Genomic DNA, 17,848 nt, shown 5'->3' with positions numbered 1-17,848 from the left:
GATTAAACCTTCATCAGTTCAGCTTCTTTAGCAGCTAAACGTTTTTCAACTTCAGCTACAAATTTGTCCGTGATTTTTTGAATATCATCACCAGCACGACGTTCATCATCTTCAGAGATTTCTTTCTCTTTCAACAATGCTTTGATATCACCTAGAACGTCACGGCGGATATTACGGATTGCAACTTTTGCATTTTCTGCTTCATTACGTGCAACTTTTTGCATATCACGACGCGTTTCTTCAGTCAATGCAGCCATAGGAACACGAATCGCATCAGCACTGATTGGGTTGAGCCCCAAATCTGACTCGCGAATTGCTTTATCAATAGCAGCAACCATTGAACGCTCAAATGGCTGAACCAATAATGTACGTGAATCTTCAACACCGACGTTTGCAACTTGATTCAGTGGCACGTCAGAACCGTAGTAAGACACCATAACATTATTTAAAATTGATGGATGCGCACGACCTGTACGAACTTTTGCAAACCCATGCTCTAGAGATTCTAGAGTTTTGTTCATACGGTCTTCGCTGTCTTTTTTAAGATCGTTAATCATCTGATCTTCCTTACTTAATTTATCTAAAGTGTTGAGCTTAATTCAGGCTAGTATAAAGAGCTTTAGCCCTCACGTACATTAGTTTGTAACGTGAGTCCCTTCTTTTTCACCCATAACCACTGAAAGTAGCGCACCTGACTTATTCATATCGAATACTTGTAATGGCACATTATGATCACGACATAGACAAATTGCCGTCAAATCCATGACACCCAACTTTTCATCTAATACTTGATCGAAGGTCAGCGTGTCATATTTAACAGCATCTTCATATTTGCTTGGATCTTTATTGTACACACCATCAACTTTAGTGGCTTTAAGAATGAGGTTCGCCTCAATCTCAATACCACGTAAACAAGCCGCTGTATCTGTTGTGAAGAATGGATTACCCGTCCCTGCAACAAATACACAAACTTCATTACGCGCTAAATGACGAATCGCATCACGGCTTGAGTAAGACTCAACCACAGTACCAATCGGTAAAGCAGACATTAAACGAGTTTTAATATTACGGCGCACCAATGCATCACGTAGCGCCAAACCATTCATGACAGTTGCGAGCATACCCATTTGATCGCCAGTCACACGACCCACTAAACCATCTTTTTGCAATTGGCTACCGCGATATAAATTACCACCACCCACCACGATACCCACTTGAACGCCTAAACCCACCAAGTGTGCAATCGATAACGACATTTGATCAAGGACTTGAGCATCAATACCCATGTCTTTATTACCTGCCAATGCCTCACCAGACAATTTCAACAAGATACGCCCAAAGCGTGGTTTTTTTGAATCTAGCATCTCAAGCTCCGATATCTATTTATTTAATGTATTCTGCGTTGCTGTTCATTGTTTCAATTATGCTGATTTAATTTGAATCAATTCAGCAAATAAATCATATTCGTCTGCATCCGTGATTCGTACTTCAAGCAAATCACCAGCTTTGATGAGACTCTTATCGATGTCTTCAACAAAAACATTACCATCAATTTCCGGTGCATCTGCATATGAACGTGCAATCGCAACTGGGAATTCTTCATCCAAGTCATCCACCAATACTGTCATGGTCTGACCAATACGTTTTTGAAGTTTGGCAGCAGAGATTGCTTGTTGAACTTCCATAAAACGTTCGTAACGTTCTTGTTTGATGTCTTCAGGCACATGATCAGGTAAATCATTTGCTGTAGCACCTTCAACAGGTGAATAAGTAAAACAACCCACGCGATCAAGTTGAGCTTCTTTCAACCAGTCAAGCAATTGAACAAAATCTTCTTCAGTTTCACCCGGGAAACCAACAACAAAAGTTGAACGAATGACAAGTTCAGGGCATTTTTCACGCCACAACTTCAACCGCTCTAAAGTATTTTCACTATGGGCTGGTCGCTTCATCAATTTTAAGATGCGTGGACTGGCATGTTGAAAAGGAATATCCAAGTACGGAAGAATTTTACCTTGCGCCATCAAATCAATCACGGCGTCCACATGTGGATACGGATAGACATAATGCAAACGCACCCAAATACCTAACTGACCCAGTGCTTCGCACATATCATAGAATTTGGTTTTAACTGGCTGACCGTTCCAAAAATCAAGTTTGTACTTGGTATCTACACCATAAGCAGACGTGTCTTGAGAGATGACTAAAACTTCTTTTACGCCTGCATTTTTTAAGGCTTGCGCTTCAGACAATACCGAACCGACTGGACGAGAGACTAAATCACCACGCATACTTGGAATAATGCAGAATGTACAGCGGTGGTTGCAACCTTCTGAAATTTTTAAATATGCATAATGCTTTGGGGTTAAGCGAATACCTTGTTCAGGTACCAAATCAATAAAAGGATTATGTTTTGGTGGCTCAGGTACATATTGATGTACGGCTTCCATTACTTCTTGATATGCTGCCGCACCTGTCACTTTGAGAACATTTGGATGCATTGCACGAATTTTGTCTTCATCTTTACCCAAACAGCCTGTCACAATAACACGACCATTGGCACTCATGGCTTCGCCAATTGCATCTAAAGACTCTTGTACCGCAGATTCAATAAAACCACAGGTATTTACAACAACTAAATCAGCACCGTCATAATCAGACGCTACATCATAACCTTCAGTCTTCAACTGAGTTAAAATTCGTTCGGAATCGACCAATGCCTTAGGACAACCTAAAGAAACAAAACCGACTTTGGGGGATTTCATGAATCTGCACTCCACTATAATGCGCGTATTGTAAGACTTTTCGATTCATAAAAATAGCCGATACGCTATGAGAATATGCAACGCACCAAAATAATTCTAATTATTTATTAAAATAATATTCTTGCACTTATATAGTGCAAAATGCTATTGATAGAGTGACATTCCGCAATAAATCATATAAATCTGTTTTAAGTTTTGATCATTTCGATAACGAATGAAGAATAAAATACTTTTAAGTTAAAGTTGGCTCATATTTTGCTTTATTTGAGGACGCTTTATGCAAACACCTCCCTCTTAATGAGCAATTTTTAAAGGGCATTACTGCGATTGCGCTATTTTAATACAGGATTTTAAAGTAAATGGATCAACGACCACCCATCGACTATCGACTACTGGTAGACAACTTAGCTACAGCCGTTCTCTTGGTCGATGCAGAGCTTAATATCTTTTACCTTAACTCTTCTTGTGAAGCGCTTTTTGACATCAGCTTACTTCGAGCGCAAGGCTCACCTGTACTCAATATTCTTGAAGCACCAACAGATACCTTTAATACGCATGAAGCCTTACTCAACTCACTTGAAAATGGTCAAGCCTATACACGCCGTGATGCAACCATTACCATCAACTTTAAAGATGTTCATGTCGATTATTCAGTTGCTCGACTCAGTTCAGGCAAGTCCTATCACCCTCTGCTATTGATTGAATTAAATCCCATTGATCGCATGTTGAAAATTTCTAAAGAAGAGAATCTGCTCCAACAACATCAAGTTGCGCGACAATTGATTCGAGGTGTCGCCCATGAAATTAAAAATCCTTTAGGTGGTATTCGTGGTGCAACTCAACTGCTTGCTCGTAGTCTCAATGACCCTCAATATGCAGAATTCACTGACATTATCATCAGTGAAGTGGATCGTTTAAGAAATCTTGCCGATACCATGCTAGGGTCCCGTCAACTACCAAGCTACGAACCCGTAAATGTACATGAACCTCTAGAACGGGTTCGATCTCTAATTATCAACCAAACTAAAAAGAAAATTAAAATCACTCGTGATTATGATCTTTCATTACCCGATGTATATGCTGATCGCGATCAACTCATTCAAGTCATGTTGAATATCAGTGTCAACGCCGTCCAAGCCATGACCGAAAACAAAGAATTTTTCACAGAAGAACAACCTGAACTGATTTTAAGAACGCGTATTCAGCGCCTCGTCACCATCAATGGTATTACCCACCGTTCTACAGTCCGTATTGATATTGAAGACAATGGACCGGGCGTGCCTGAAGATATTTTAGAATCTGTTTTTTATCCACTCGTTACTCGACGAGCAAAAGGAACTGGGCTTGGACTCAGTATCGCCCAGAATATTATGCATCAACATAACGGAATGATTGAATGCCAATCCGTTCCAGGAAAAACAATATTTAGCCTTTACATACCTTGGGAGCTTAAACATGTCACGAAATAAAATTTGGGTCATTGATGACGATCGTGCTATGCGCTGGGTATTAGAAAAAACATTCAAAGAAGAAGGTTTTGAAGTTACCAGTTTTGAAGAAGCACAATCTGCATTGGATGAGTTGGCGGATAATACCCCTGATGTGATTCTCACTGATATCCGCATGCCCGGTATTGATGGTCTAACTTTTCTAGGAAAAGTGAAAGCAAACTACCCTGACCTTCCTGTCATCATCATGACCGCTCACTCAGATTTGGAATCCGCGGTTTCAAGTTATCAAACAGGGGCTTTTGAATACTTACCAAAGCCTTTTGACATTGATGAAGCTCTTGCATTGGTCAATCGTGCCATCATGCATCTCAATAAACTTCAGCAGCAAGAATCTGCTAAAACAGTTCAACCGATTCAATCTACTGAGATCATTGGCGAATCACCTGCTATGCAGGAAGTTTTCCGTGCCATTGGACGATTATCACAATCTCATATTACTGTATTAATCAATGGTGAATCAGGTACAGGTAAAGAACTGGTTGCGCATGCATTACATCGCCACTCACCACGTGGTAGCAAACCTTTTATTGCTTTAAACATGGCAGCGATCCCAAAAGACCTGATCGAAACAGAACTTTTTGGACATGAAAAAGGGGCTTTCACAGGTGCAAATTCTCAGCGTCAAGGTCGTTTCGAACAAGCCAACGGTGGAACACTGTTCCTCGATGAAATTGGTGATATGCCATTTGAAACACAAACGCGCCTATTACGCGTACTTGCAGATGGAGAGTTTTACCGTGTTGGTGGGCATATTCCAGTGCGTGTGGATGTACGTATCGTTGCCGCAACCCATCAAGATTTAGAAAAGTTAGTGACTGATGGGCGCTTCCGTGAGGATCTATATCATCGCTTAAATGTAATTCGTATTCATATTCCCAAGCTTGCACATCGCTCTGAAGACATCCCAATGCTGGCTCAGCATTTTCTAGCACGCGCAGGTAAAGAACTTGGTGTCAGTCCAAAAATTTTACGCTCTGAAACTGTTGAATATATGCAACAATTGCCTTGGCAAGGTAACGTACGTCAACTCGAAAACACCTGTCGCTGGTTAACAGTGATGATTACAGGTCGTGAAGTTTACCCTGAAGATTTGCCATCAGAACTTAAACAATTGCCAATCCATAAGTCTGAAGACAACCTTTCAGCAAACCATCCTGAACGCGTGGTGATTCAACACTGGGATGAATTACTCAATCAATGGGCGGTTCAAAAGCTGAAAAATGGCGAAATGAAGCTACTTGATATTGCCACTCCAATGTTTGAGCGCACTTTAATCAATGCGGCACTGCAACAAACCCGCGGTCGTAAACGTCATGCCGCTGAACTATTGGGCTGGGGTCGAAATACACTGACTCGTAAACTCAAAGAGCTAGGCATGGACACGGTCGATGAAGAGGAAGAAGAAATTGTGTCGTTAGCAGAGTAACTTTTAAAGCGACTGACAGCTAAATGCTTAATTAAGGCTTTAGCTGTCGCCTAAAAAATTAATGATAAAGAACATATTCATAGCGATTATTCTAAAGCATCTATATTTAAAGCCTCTTGCGCCCCAATTAACCACTTATATCCATCCCAAACCTCAATCAAGAACGCAGTATGATAAAAATTTTCAACCTGTGCTCGATCCAATAAAAAATCCTCAGTACTTCTACTCGCCACAATCAAACAATCTAATGTTTGATTAAGCGTACTGGCAAAAACTTTTAAATCATTAAAATTAAGAATAAATCCTTGCGAATTTGACTGGGCATATTTACAGACTTGCTCGAAACTAAAATCATTAATTCCCAACCCACCAATACCCTCATATTCTAAAATTGACCAAGAGTAATTATTGTCTGGAATCAAATTCAGAATATCAATCAACCTGATCAACGTACCATCTTGACGTTCTGTTGAAATTACATTCAAGTTCATTTTTATCTCTGACAGTTGATGCCCCATTCACCATTCACTTCATTCATCTTTATTTTGATTTCGATATTCAATAATTTTGAATCAGATTTTAAAACACTCTATATTTCCTTTTATATGCAAAAAAGCGCCCAAGGAGATTCATTGGACGCTTTAAGATCAAGGCTCTTTAGTATTAAGCCGCTTTACGATCAGCGATCGGTACAACTTTACGCAGCTCAGGACCTGTATAATCCGCACTTGGGCGAATAATACGATTGTCCGCACGTTGTTCCATTACATGTGCCGCCCAACCTGTCACACGCGACATCACAAAGATTGGTGTGAATAATTTGGTTGCAATATCCATAAAGTGATATGCCGATGCATGGAAGAAATCAGCATTACAGAATAATTTCTTCTCACGCCACATCACTTCTTCACAACGTACGGAAACTGGATAAAGCACTGTATCACCAACATCTTTAGCCAATTTTTCAGACCAAATTTTAATGATGTCATTCCGTGGATCATTGTCTTTATAGATCGCATGACCAAAGCCCATGATCTTCTCTTTACGCTCAAGCTTGCCTAGCATCTCACGTTCAGCTTCTTCAGGAGACGTCCAGTTCTCAATCATTTCCATTGCAGCTTCATTTGCACCACCATGCAATGGACCACGAAGCGAACCAATTGCACCTGTGATACATGAATGCATATCAGATAAAGTTGAAGCACAAACACGTGCAGTAAACGTAGAAGCATTAAATTCATGCTCTGCATAAAGAATCAATGACACATTCATCACTTGCTCATGCAACTCGTTTGGCTTTTCACCACGAAGTAAATGCAAGAATTGCGCACCAATTGAATCATCATCCGTGTTTTCATTGATACGTACACCATCATGACTAAAACGGTACCAATAGCAGATGATTGCAGGTAATGTTGCCAGAATACGATCCGCTACATCTTGCTGTTGATCAAAAGATTGCTCTGTTTCAAGATTACCCAGCATTGAAACGCCTGTACGCATCACATCCATCGGATGAGAATCTGCAGGGATGCGCTCAAGGACTTCTTTAAGCGCTTGTGGAAGCTGACGCAAAGATTTTAATTTTGCTTTATAAGCAGCAAGCTGTTCTGTCGTTGGCAACTCACCAAAGAAAATTAAATAAGCCACTTCTTCAAACTGACAGTTTTCAGCCAAATCCCGCACATCATAACCACGATATGTTAAGCCAGCACCGCTTTTACCAACGGTAGATAGTGCGGTTTTTCCTGCAACTTGTCCGCGCAGACCTGCGCCAGTGAGTACTTTTCCTTCAGCCATTTTTTATTTTCCTTCCGTAAAGAGTTTATCTAATGTGTTTTCAAAAGTGTGATAATCCAAAAATTCATACAACTCTTTACGCTGTTGCATGATGTCTAATACATTCACTTGCGTGCCATTTTGACGTACAGATTGCATCACTTCTAAAGCCGCTTTTTGCATCGCACGTGTAGCCGACAAAGGATAAAGCACCATCGCAATACCTTGCCCACCCAATTGTTCAGTGGTGTAATAAGGTGTGTCACCAAACTCAGTAATATTGGCTAAAACGGGTACACCTACCGCATCGCAAACTGTTTTATACATGGTGATATCGGTCATAGCTTCAGCAAAGATTGCATCTGCACCTGCTTCAACACATGCACATGCACGATCAATGACCGCTTGAAGACCTTCTTTTTGCAATGCATCGGTACGCGCCATTACAACAAAGTTAGAATCTGTCTTAGCATCTACAGCCGCTTTAATACGGTCAACCATTTCTTGCTGAGTCACGATTTCTTTATTTGGACGATGACCACAGCGTTTTTGCGCAACTTGATCCTCAATATGCACTGCTGCAGCACCTGCAGCAATCATCTGCTTCACAGTACGAGCAATATTAAATGCGCCACCCCAACCGGTATCAATGTCGACTAACAAAGGTGTATCGACACGTTCAGTGATACGACGAACATCTTCAAGTACATTATCTAAACTGGTCATACCCAAATCAGGTAAGCCATAAGAATAATTTGCAACACCTGCGCCAGATACATAAATCGCTTTATAACCGACTTGCGTTGCCATCATGGCAGCATAAGCATTTACAGTGCCCATAATTTGTAATGGCTTTTCAATTTCTAATGCTTTTCTAAATCTTAAGCCTGCAGACGTTTGTTCTGTCATATCCTTTTCCACAGTTGTTCTATAATTCTCGAACTTTGAGTATAACCATAAATTTTTGCTGAAAAATGACCCAATAGTGCTTTTGCTCTAAAACTTTAGTCATATAAAGTGAATTTTCATTCATTAATTGAATCATGTTTATATTCAGATTTTGATTGACAACTTTGCTATAATCGTAATAACCCTAGAATATTTATTGATATACACTTTTATGATCAATCCATTAGCACAAATTGAAACGGTGGGTTGCGATCTCCCCCAGACCCGCCGTGGACTTGAGCGCCGCATGGCACTTTTGCTAAGTGCTAATACATTGTTTTTGAAACATGGTTATGATGCTGTGTCTTTAGATGATATTGTTCAACATGCAGGCGGTTCTAAAGCATCGATTTATAAGTATTTTGGTAGTAAAGAAGGCTTATTTTCAGCAATTTGTGACTATAGGCGTGAGTTATTTTTTAAAGATATCTGTAGCTCGCATGATCCTACAACCTTTGATCTAAAATCTTATTTAATTAGTACGCTTTTCAACTTTTATGCACATATTAAACTACCTGAAAACGTTGCCTTCATTCACCTTATCATGGAACAGGCACAGCGTAATTCCGAACTTGCACTGAACATTCATGAAAAAGGTCCCAAAGAGATCCAATCCGCGATTGCGGTCGCCCTCAGCAATGCGCATCAAAATGGTTTAATTTTATGCGAGCAACCTCTGTATTCAGCACACTTTTTCTTTGGAATATTGAGAAATATTGAATGGCAAATCATTATGGGGATTCCAATCGCTGAAAATGACGAAGAAGTAACCAGTTATATTACTTATTGCGTTGAACGCTTCTTAGACGCTCATCAAAAAGTCTAGTTTTTTTGCAATTCCTACATCTTATAGTATATTAGTCGATTCTTTGATTTTCTTACCAACCAACAATCAATTGTCCTTATTCAATGCCATATCCGGCTTTGAAGGTACAATTATTGTGGAGTAACCATGGCTCTACGACATTTTCTTACTTTACGTGACCTTTCTACTGCAGAATTAAACCGTATCATCGAACGTGCGATTGAACTCAAACGCATGCAACATAATCATGTTGTCTACCAACCCTTTGTTGGTAAAGTAATGGGAATGATTTTCGAAAAATCGAGTACGCGTACTCGTGTATCGTTTGAAGCAGGTATGAGCCAATTTGGTGGTAGTGCCATCTTCCTCTCATCACGCGATACACAGTTGGGTCGTGGTGAACCGATTGAAGATTCTGCACGTGTAATCTCAAGCATGCTTGATATTGTGATGATTCGTACCTTTGGTCATGACATTGTGACACGTTTCGCTGAATATTCTAAAGTGCCCGTAATTAATGCCTTAACAGATGATCACCACCCTTGCCAACTGTTAGCAGACGTCCAAACTTTTGTAGAGCATCGTGGTTCTATTGAAGGTAAAACAGTTGCATGGATTGGTGATGGCAACAATATGTGCAATTCTTATATTGAGGCTGCACATATGTGGGGCTTCAAACTGAAAATTGCAGCACCTAAGGGTTATGAACCTAAGCCAGAATTTTTAGCTGAATTTGCGCATTGTGCAGAAGTGGTTAACTCAGCCGAAGACGCTGCTGTCAATGCGGATATGATCGTAACTGATGTATGGGCGAGCATGGGTCAAGAAGAAGAGCAAAAAATTCGTGAAAAAGCATTTGCTGACTATCAAGTGAATGAGCGCCTCATGGATCTTGCTCACTCTGATTGCTTATTTATGCACTGCTTGCCTGCACACCGTGGCGAAGAAATTTCAGAAAACATGCTTGATCACAAAAATGCAGTGGTGTGGGATGAAGCTGAAAATCGCTTACATGCACAAAAAGCATTGGTTGAATTCTTGATTAATGAAAATTTGAAATAATCTTTTCTCATTAAAATTAATCCAATAAAAAGCCCATATTAATGTGGGCTTTTTATTGGATTAATTTTAGGAATCAGTGATCATCTTTCAAATATTCAGGTTCTTTAGGCAGTTTCAAACTACAAAAGAAACAAATAATCAGCATCACAATCACGTAAATAAAGAAGGTATTTTCAATGCCTGCCGATTTGAACTGCAAAGCTACCGATGGCGCTGAGCCACCAAAGATGGCATTACCCACTGCATAAGAAAAACCAACTCCCAGTGCACGTACATGCGTTGGGAACATTTCAGCTTTTACAATTCCTCCAATCGAAGTGTACAAACTGAGCAGTAACATCAAGAAGATTAGTAGTGCGGCAACCATTATTGGGGTATCACTAAAGTAACGCATACCAATTGCCATCACAGGATAGATAGAAATCGCCATCAATGAACTAAATAAAAGCATACATAGACGTCGACCAATGCGATCAGACAAAGCACCAAAGAACGGTTGAGCAACCATCAACACAAAAATACAGCCAGTCATAATCAGACCGACTGTTTTTGAATCCATTCCAATATTGGTCAAGTACGTTTTAGAGTAAACGGTAATCACATAGAAACTTAATGAACCTGCTGAGGTATACCCCACAACAAGCAAAAATGTTTTCCAATGATTTTTAAATAACTCTCTTAAGGTTCCCGATTCTTCTTTATCACTATCTTCATTGGATAATGTTTCTTCTAAACGACTACGCGCTAACAAAGAGATAATGGCTGCCACACCGCCAATCACAAACGGAATACGCCATCCACCATCAAGTAACTGCTGTTCCGACATAAATGCCAAGAACAAAACACCCAATAGACTGGCTAGAAGTTGACCGCCTGTTAAAGTGACATATTGAAAAGATGAGAAAAAACCACGCTGTCCTTTGAGCCCCAGCTCACTCATGTAGGTAGCTACTGCGCCGTACTCACCACCGACCGATAAGCCCTGCAGTAAACGTACCAAAAGCAAAAGAAATGGCGCCGCCATACCTACTTGCTCATAAGTTGGGAGTGCTGCAAACAAAAAAGAACTGATTGCCATTAAGCAAATCGAAATCACCATGGATTTCTTTCGTCCATGCTTATCAGCAATGTGACCGAACAACCAACTGCCAATTGGACGCATAAAAAAACTAGCTGCAAACACACCCCAAACGTAAATTGCTTGAGTCGATGAATCCATATCTGGTGCAGTTAGTGCTTTAGTAAAATAAACTGCAAATACCGCGTAGATATAAAAATCAAACCATTCGACCAAATTACCCGAGGCAGCGCCGACGATACCTTTTATTCGACTTGATTTTTCTTGCTTGGAATAAACCTGACCCATATATGCATCCTTGTAAAATATTATGTGTAAAACTATATGCAAAGCTATGTGCAAAACTATATACAAAACATGGAAATTGAATTGTCATTTTTATGAACCGTAATCTTAAAAAATTATCTGTTATATTTTTCTTGTCCCATTAAAAAATTAAGGGATATACAATGACTCAATTCCACTGCTAAATATTGGTCTTAAATGGTTTTTAACAAAGTATATTTATCGTAATAAATCTGCCTAAAAACTTACATAATTAATCTAGAAATGATTTTGTTAGGTTCATCCATCTATAATTTTTATATTTTTCAATAAATTAAATACGTGTTGCAAATACTAAATCAATATCAGGTTTTTATTCTCGTTTGAAGTTATTTATGACTATAATCAATCTATAAATTAAATCAGGGATTGAGGGATTATGCGTTTACTATCTTTAGTTTTATCCATTGGCTGCTTTTCCATTGTAAGTACAACTAACGCAGCAGACACCGCAGGCACTGAATTTGACCAATATTTGATTGAAAAGAATATTTTAGATCCGCAATTTAAGATCAAAAACAAAACTGCACTCAATGAAATTCTATCGGCGATGAGCGAAGAGGATTCACGTACCCTACCTTATCAAGTTGACCAAAACATGATTATGGAAAAAATGACTTCCAATGCTGAGCATATTCAAATTGAAGGCGTGATCACCACTTCAGACTTTGAACAGTTTGAAAAAGACGTTGGAATAAAAGCTGTGAAGGATTTAATCAAAAAAAATTCACTGAAAAATTGCGATTTACTTTTTGAACACACTTTTCAGCGTGTTAATCCGTATGATTTAAATCTAAAACTTGCATCAAGCAGTCAAGTTTATGATATTAATATCAAAAACACTGAATGTAAGTTCCAATAATTCCTGTTTCAGTCCTTTCCTTACACCGCGCAACCACAAGACGTAATTATCGAATCAAACCTTGTGGTTGTAATATAATCAGTGCCACCCCTACTAAAACCACCGCACCACCCCAAATATCCCAGCACGTCAAATCAACTTGATCTACGAACCTCAACCACATCAATGCACTAAAGATATAAATTCCACCATAAGCCGCGTAAATACGACCAGATGCCGCAGGATGCAAAGTCAGTAACCACACAAATACTGTCAAAGCCAACACTGTTGGAACCCAGTACCAGTGACTTTTTCCTTGATTTAAAATCAAATACGGAAAATAACACCCTAAAATTTCCATCAATGCGGTTATAAAAAACAATGCACAAGTCGTAATGAATTTTGTGAACTGAAATTCCATAGTGACTTATCTCAAAATTAGATCAAATAATTGGGTCAAATGATTGAGGAAAAATTAGATTAAAACAAAACTTATTAAAGTCGCTCTCATCAAAATTTCATTAAGCTAAAACTAAAATAGCCCGTGCAAGCACGGGCTATTAAATTTAATCAGACTTAAGCGGGTTCAGCAGCTTGATCTTCAAATACTTCAAGATTCAAGCCAACAGACTTGCCATTCTCTTTTTTCGCTGTAACTGCAACATTACCACCATTTTCAGCCAGCTCACCGAACAGAATCATTTCAGCCAATGGCTTTTTCAAATGCTCTTGAATGAGACGCTGCATAGGGCGTGCACCCATCAGACGATCATAGCCTTGCTCTGCCATCCAATCACGAGCAGACTGATCAACTTCAAGTACAACTTTTTTATCATCCAACTGTGCTTGAAGTTCAGTTAAGAACTTGTCCACAACAGATTCAATAACCGTGGTTGGTAATGCTTTAAACTGAATTACACCATCTAGACGGTTACGGAATTCTGGAGAGAATGCCTTTTTCATCGCTTCTTGGTTGTCATTACTATTATCTTGTTCTGTGAATCCAATACTGGTACGTGAAATGCTTTCAGCACCAATATTGGTCGTCAACACAATAATCACATTACGGAAATCTGACTTACGGCCATTGTTATCCGTCAATGAACCATGATCCATCACTTGGAGCAATAAATTGAACACATCTGGATGTGCTTTCTCAATTTCATCCAGCAAAAGAACACAATGCGGATTTTTATGAATCGCATCAGTGAGCAACCCACCTTGGTCATATCCGACATAACCTGGAGGTGCACCAATTAAACGTGACACCGCATGGCGTTCCATATATTCAGACATATCAAAACGAACTAACTCCACACCGAGCAGTTTAGCCAGTTGTTTGGTGACTTCAGTTTTACCCACACCTGTCGGACCTGCAAATACAAAATTACCGACTGGTTTGTCTGGTGCTTTTAGACCTGCACGAGACAACTTGATTGCAGATGCAAGGGCTGTGATTGCTTCATCTTGACCAAATACCACACGTTTCAAATCACGTTCAATGTTTTCAAGTACTGATTTATCATCTTTAGACACAGTTTTAGGTGGGATACGTGCAATTTTAGACACGATATCTTCAATATTTTCAACTGTGATGACAGTGCCATCCTGTTCAGCTTTCAAGCGACGTTGCGCCCCAGCTTCATCAATCACATCAATCGCCTTATCTGGCAAGAAACGATCATTAATGAATTTTGCAGATAGCTCCACAGCAGACACTAAAGCCTTATCTTCATACTCAACATGATGAAATTCTTCGAATTTTGATTTCAAACCACGAAGAATATCAATTGTTTCAGAAATTGATGGCTCATTCACATCAATTTTTTGGAATCGACGGGATAAAGCATGATCTTTTTCAAACACTTGACGATATTCTTGGAAGGTCGTTGAACCGATGCAACGTAAAGTACCATTCGCCAATGCTGGTTTAATCAGGTTCGATGCATCCATTGTGCTGCCCATACTAGAGCCAGCGCCAATAATCATATGAATCTCATCAATAAATAACACTGCATCTGGTTTCTTTTTCAAAGCATTTAAAAGTTGTTTTAAACGCTTTTCGAAGTCACCGCGGTATTTTGTACCTGCAACCAATGAACCAATATCTAAACTGAAAATTTCAGCATTTTCTAAAGGTTTCGGTGCTTTACCATTGACGATTAACCAAGCCAAACCTTCAGCAATAGACGTTTTACCTACACCTGGATCACCGACGAGAAGCGGATTATTCTTGCGGCGACGACATAGGATTTGAGCAGCACGCTCAATTTCTTTTTCACGACCAATTAAAGGATCAGTTTTCCCCTTTTGTGCTTCCACATTTAGGTTCACCGTATAGAGTTCTAGAGGTCCTGCATTTGCAGAAGCACCCGACTCACCATCCAGATCCTCAACTTCTTCCTCAACGTGAATTTCTTCCTTACGACCACCGTGAGAAAGATATTGAGTTAATGTTAAACGGTTAATTTGGTGACGTTTAAGCAAATACACAGCGAATGAATCGCGCTCAGAATACATTGCAACTAAAACATCTGCACCTTCAACAGTACGATCTCCACCACTCGATTGAACATGGAAAATCGCACGCTGTAATATACGGTCAAAGCTTTCTGTAGGATGCGGTGCTTGTTCGCTATTTTCACCAAGTTTTGGAGTATGTTGCTCTACATATTCTTCTAATTCTTTACGTAGACTTACAATTTCTGCGCCACATGCTTTCAATGCATTTACGGCAGAGTCATTGTCTAATAATGCTAATAATAAATGTTCGACCGTAAGAAACTCATGTCTCTTTTGACGAGCCATGCTTACAGCCAAACGTAAAGAAACTTCTAATTGACGACTGAGCATGAGATCCCCTTATTCTTGTGGCTCGATTTGACAAAGTAATGGATGACCTTGTGAGCGAGCATAATTATTAACTTGATTGGCTTTGGTTTCGGCGATGTCTCTTGGATAGACACCAGCAATACCTTTTCCTTCATAATGTACTGTTAGCATTACTTCGGTCGCTTGGTCAAGATTCAATCCAAAGTATTGTTGTAAAATTTCAATTACAAAATCCATTGGTGTGTAATCATCATTAAGTAAAACTACATGATATAAAGGTGGACGCTTAAATTGAGGCGGTGCAGTTTCAACTGCCAAATCACCCTCTGAATGATCTGGATCTACATCGTTGTTTTGTGTATCACCTAAGCGTGGATTAAAGTGCCAATCTACATAACCCGTTTGATGAAATGATGATTTGATTTCATTTAAGCTCATATGACGCTTATTTCTACGCATAATTCTATAAATCTACAATTATTGAGAGTTAGCAGCAGCTTGCGGTACATCCGCTGCCACCGTAGGACTGTTTTCGATTGCTTTACCACGCCCCCAACTAAATCGCTTAGTCACAGGCGTAGCACCTTTCACACGAATTTCAATGAACTGAGGACTGAAGCCTTTAGGCATGGTCCAACGACCCGTTAAACGCTGAAAGTCTTCAAAGTTATAACGATTTTCAGAAATCGGAACAACCAATACTTCGGTACCTTGGATTAAACGTAACTCAATCTCACCTGCAGCACGACGTTTGTTTGGACTCACCTGTACTAAATCAATTTGATACTCATAAATATTTTCAGGTAAGGGTAAAATCGCAAGGTTTTGTACAGTTAAACTTAACCCACCTCGTTGACGAAGAACTTCACGATAAATCGCACTCATTCCTTCAACTTGAACCTTATCTGCCTTGGCTTGGTTAAATGAAGCAAACAAATCATTCGAATTCGCAACTGCTACGTCACGCTCTTGCACTGCCAAATTCAAGTTTTTATTGAGTTCTGACAATTCATGCTTTTGTTTAGCAACCACTTCAACCAATTGTTCAGCATCAGCATCATAACCAACAACAGTTAAACCTTGGCGATGACCGACCGTATAACCTAACAATACGCTACCTGCGCAAAGAACAACTCCACCGACCAAAAGTGGCGTATTTCCTTTTAAGAATGACTTTTTAGCCTTCTTATTCGGTTGTGGTAAGTTATGAATTTCTGCGTTCGACATCGTTATCTCTAAATATTCTTAGTATCAAAACACACATTTAACGCTAAAGTTAAATGTGTGTGAAGTTGAAAAGCGTTTTTTATGGTAATAATCCGATACCTTGCAATCCAGCATCTTCTGCAAAACCAAACATCAAGTTCATGTTTTGAACCGCTTGACCTGCTGCACCTTTCACCAAGTTGTCTTGAACTGAAAGTACCACTAATTTCTTCGGTTGTGGTTTATACAATGCAATACGTAACTGATTGGCTCCGCGCACTGAACGTGTTTCAGGCGAGCTGTTCGCTGGCATCACATCGACAAAGGTTTCATTGGCATAGAAATCTTCATATAAACTTTGTAAGTCTGCTTGATCACCTGCATCGGTTAAATCCACATAAATCGTACTGAGCATACCACGAATCATGGGAACCAAATGTGGAACAAATACAATGTGATCAAACACATCTTTTAGACCTGAAATATTTTCCAATGCTTCTACAATTTCAGGTTGATGACGATGACCTGCTACGCCGTAGGCTTTAAAATTATCTGCATTTTCAGAATAAATCATGCCTAAACTGGCTTTACGACCTGCACCAGACACTCCAGATTTCGCATCAATAATAATACTTTCAGGTTTAACTAAGGTTTCAGATTGCTTAAATAAAGGTGCAAGACCCAACTGAACCGTAGTTGGGTAACAACCTGGATTACCAATCACTTGTGCATTTTTAATTTTTTCACGGTTGAGTTCAGATAAACCATACACTGAATCTTTTAATAGTTCTGGACAAGCATGCCGCATGCCATACCATTTTTCAAATTGCTCTAAATCTTGTAGGCGGAAATCCGCAGCTAAGTCGATCACTTTGGTATTGGCAGCGACCAATTCTTCCGCATGCTTCATCGCTACACCATGAGGCGTTGCAAAAAACACAACATCGCATTTTTTAAGGGCGTCGATATTTAAATCTGAATAGCAAAGATCTGTATGCCCTCGTAAGCTTGGGAACATATCGTCAACACGGCGACCATCTTCAGTTCGAGATGTTAATACATCTACACGTACGTTTGGGTGTCTGAGCAAAATACGTAGCAATTCAACGCCTGTATAACCTGTACCACCTACAATACCAACTGAAATCACGATCTTAACCTCTAATCAAAAGTATCCATTTACATCGCGTAGTATGACAGGAAGTTAGTGTTTTCTGAACTGTTAACTGAACTATCAATTAAGATATTTAAACCTAAATGTCGTGATCATT

At 39.5% G+C, this 17,848-nt stretch carries 17 protein-coding genes; 5 read left to right on the top strand and 12 right to left on the bottom strand.

Annotated elements, in window-relative coordinates:
• Positions 1 to 2 precede the first annotated feature (2 nt).
• The 3 genes from frr to rimO form a co-directional block, all read right to left on the bottom strand.
• Entirely contained in the window at positions 3 to 557 is a 555-nt protein-coding gene (gene frr / locus AC5YD2_RS04825) for a ribosome recycling factor (RefSeq protein ID WP_496125230.1), read from the bottom strand.
• Positions 558 to 635: 78 nt separating this feature from the next.
• On the bottom strand, positions 636 to 1,364 hold the full coding sequence (pyrH, locus tag AC5YD2_RS04820) for a UMP kinase (RefSeq protein WP_496125229.1): 729 nt from the start codon (positions 1,362 to 1,364) through the stop codon (positions 636 to 638).
• A gap of 57 nt (positions 1,365 to 1,421) precedes the next feature.
• Entirely contained in the window at positions 1,422 to 2,765 is a 1,344-nt protein-coding gene (rimO, locus tag AC5YD2_RS04815; protein ID WP_496125228.1) for a 30S ribosomal protein S12 methylthiotransferase RimO, read from the bottom strand.
• A gap of 359 nt (positions 2,766 to 3,124) precedes the next feature.
• Between rimO and glnL the strand changes: the two genes are divergently transcribed.
• Entirely contained in the window at positions 3,125 to 4,234 is a 1,110-nt protein-coding gene (glnL, locus tag AC5YD2_RS04810) for a nitrogen regulation protein NR(II) (RefSeq protein WP_496125227.1), read from the top strand.
• The gene (gene glnG, locus AC5YD2_RS04805) at positions 4,221 to 5,702 is read left to right on the top strand and encodes a nitrogen regulation protein NR(I) (RefSeq protein ID WP_496125226.1); all 1,482 of its coding nucleotides are present in this window, start codon (positions 4,221 to 4,223) and stop codon (positions 5,700 to 5,702) included. The genes glnL and glnG overlap by 14 nt, the downstream gene beginning before the upstream one ends.
• An 86-nt stretch (positions 5,703 to 5,788) precedes the next feature.
• On the opposite strand, the gene AC5YD2_RS04800 is transcribed toward glnG, so the two are convergent.
• The 3 genes from AC5YD2_RS04800 to prpB all read right to left on the bottom strand — a co-directional run bounded on the left by AC5YD2_RS04800 (position 5,789) and on the right by prpB (position 8,390).
• Positions 5,789 to 6,193 carry a hypothetical protein gene (locus AC5YD2_RS04800; protein WP_496125225.1) on the bottom strand — a complete coding sequence of 135 codons (405 nt, stop codon included), beginning with the start codon at positions 6,191 to 6,193 and terminating at the stop codon, positions 5,789 to 5,791.
• A 172-nt stretch (positions 6,194 to 6,365) separates the two neighbouring features.
• Positions 6,366 to 7,502: a bifunctional 2-methylcitrate synthase/citrate synthase gene (gene prpC / locus AC5YD2_RS04795; RefSeq protein ID WP_496125224.1), complete on the bottom strand. Its 1,137-nt coding sequence runs from the start codon at positions 7,500 to 7,502 to the stop codon at positions 6,366 to 6,368.
• A 3-nt stretch (positions 7,503 to 7,505) separates the two neighbouring features.
• Entirely contained in the window at positions 7,506 to 8,390 is an 885-nt protein-coding gene (gene prpB, locus AC5YD2_RS04790; protein WP_496125223.1) for a methylisocitrate lyase, read from the bottom strand.
• A gap of 211 nt (positions 8,391 to 8,601) precedes the next feature.
• Between prpB and AC5YD2_RS04785 the strand changes: the two genes are divergently transcribed.
• Together AC5YD2_RS04785 and argF are read left to right on the top strand one after the other, a co-directional pair.
• Positions 8,602 to 9,255, top strand: coding sequence for a TetR/AcrR family transcriptional regulator (locus tag AC5YD2_RS04785; protein WP_496125222.1), 654 nt, complete (start codon positions 8,602 to 8,604; stop codon positions 9,253 to 9,255).
• A gap of 126 nt (positions 9,256 to 9,381) precedes the next feature.
• On the top strand, positions 9,382 to 10,296 hold the full coding sequence (argF, locus tag AC5YD2_RS04780; RefSeq protein WP_496125221.1) for an ornithine carbamoyltransferase: 915 nt from the start codon (positions 9,382 to 9,384) through the stop codon (positions 10,294 to 10,296).
• Between the two features lie 73 nt (positions 10,297 to 10,369).
• Here argF and AC5YD2_RS04775 read toward each other — a convergent pair whose 3' ends face one another.
• Positions 10,370 to 11,662, bottom strand: a complete 1,293-nt coding sequence (locus tag AC5YD2_RS04775) for an MFS transporter (RefSeq protein ID WP_496125220.1) — start codon at positions 11,660 to 11,662, stop codon at positions 10,370 to 10,372.
• Between the two features lie 415 nt (positions 11,663 to 12,077).
• On the opposite strand from AC5YD2_RS04775, the gene AC5YD2_RS04770 reads away from it, so the two are divergent.
• Positions 12,078 to 12,560: a hypothetical protein gene (locus tag AC5YD2_RS04770; RefSeq protein ID WP_496125219.1), complete on the top strand. Its 483-nt coding sequence runs from the start codon at positions 12,078 to 12,080 to the stop codon at positions 12,558 to 12,560.
• 46 nt (positions 12,561 to 12,606) lie between these two features.
• On the opposite strand, the gene AC5YD2_RS04765 is transcribed toward AC5YD2_RS04770, so the two are convergent.
• From AC5YD2_RS04765 to argC, 5 genes are all read right to left on the bottom strand, one after another.
• Entirely contained in the window at positions 12,607 to 12,960 is a 354-nt protein-coding gene (locus AC5YD2_RS04765; RefSeq protein WP_496125218.1) for a YnfA family protein, read from the bottom strand.
• Between the two features lie 155 nt (positions 12,961 to 13,115).
• Positions 13,116 to 15,392, bottom strand: a complete 2,277-nt coding sequence (gene clpA / locus AC5YD2_RS04760) for an ATP-dependent Clp protease ATP-binding subunit ClpA (protein WP_496125217.1) — start codon at positions 15,390 to 15,392, stop codon at positions 13,116 to 13,118.
• A gap of 9 nt (positions 15,393 to 15,401) precedes the next feature.
• A complete protein-coding gene (gene clpS, locus AC5YD2_RS04755; protein WP_496125216.1) occupies positions 15,402 to 15,830 on the bottom strand; it encodes an ATP-dependent Clp protease adapter ClpS in 429 nt (142 codons plus the stop codon).
• A gap of 18 nt (positions 15,831 to 15,848) precedes the next feature.
• On the bottom strand, positions 15,849 to 16,598 hold the full coding sequence (locus AC5YD2_RS04750) for a DUF6776 family protein (RefSeq protein WP_496125215.1): 750 nt from the start codon (positions 16,596 to 16,598) through the stop codon (positions 15,849 to 15,851).
• 79 nt (positions 16,599 to 16,677) lie between these two features.
• Entirely contained in the window at positions 16,678 to 17,727 is a 1,050-nt protein-coding gene (argC, locus tag AC5YD2_RS04745; RefSeq protein ID WP_496125214.1) for an N-acetyl-gamma-glutamyl-phosphate reductase, read from the bottom strand.
• Between the last annotated feature and the right edge of the window lie 121 nt (positions 17,728 to 17,848).

The organism is Acinetobacter sp. CY73 (assembly GCF_059515865.1).
This window is presented reverse-complemented; position numbering and strand designations above follow the sequence as displayed.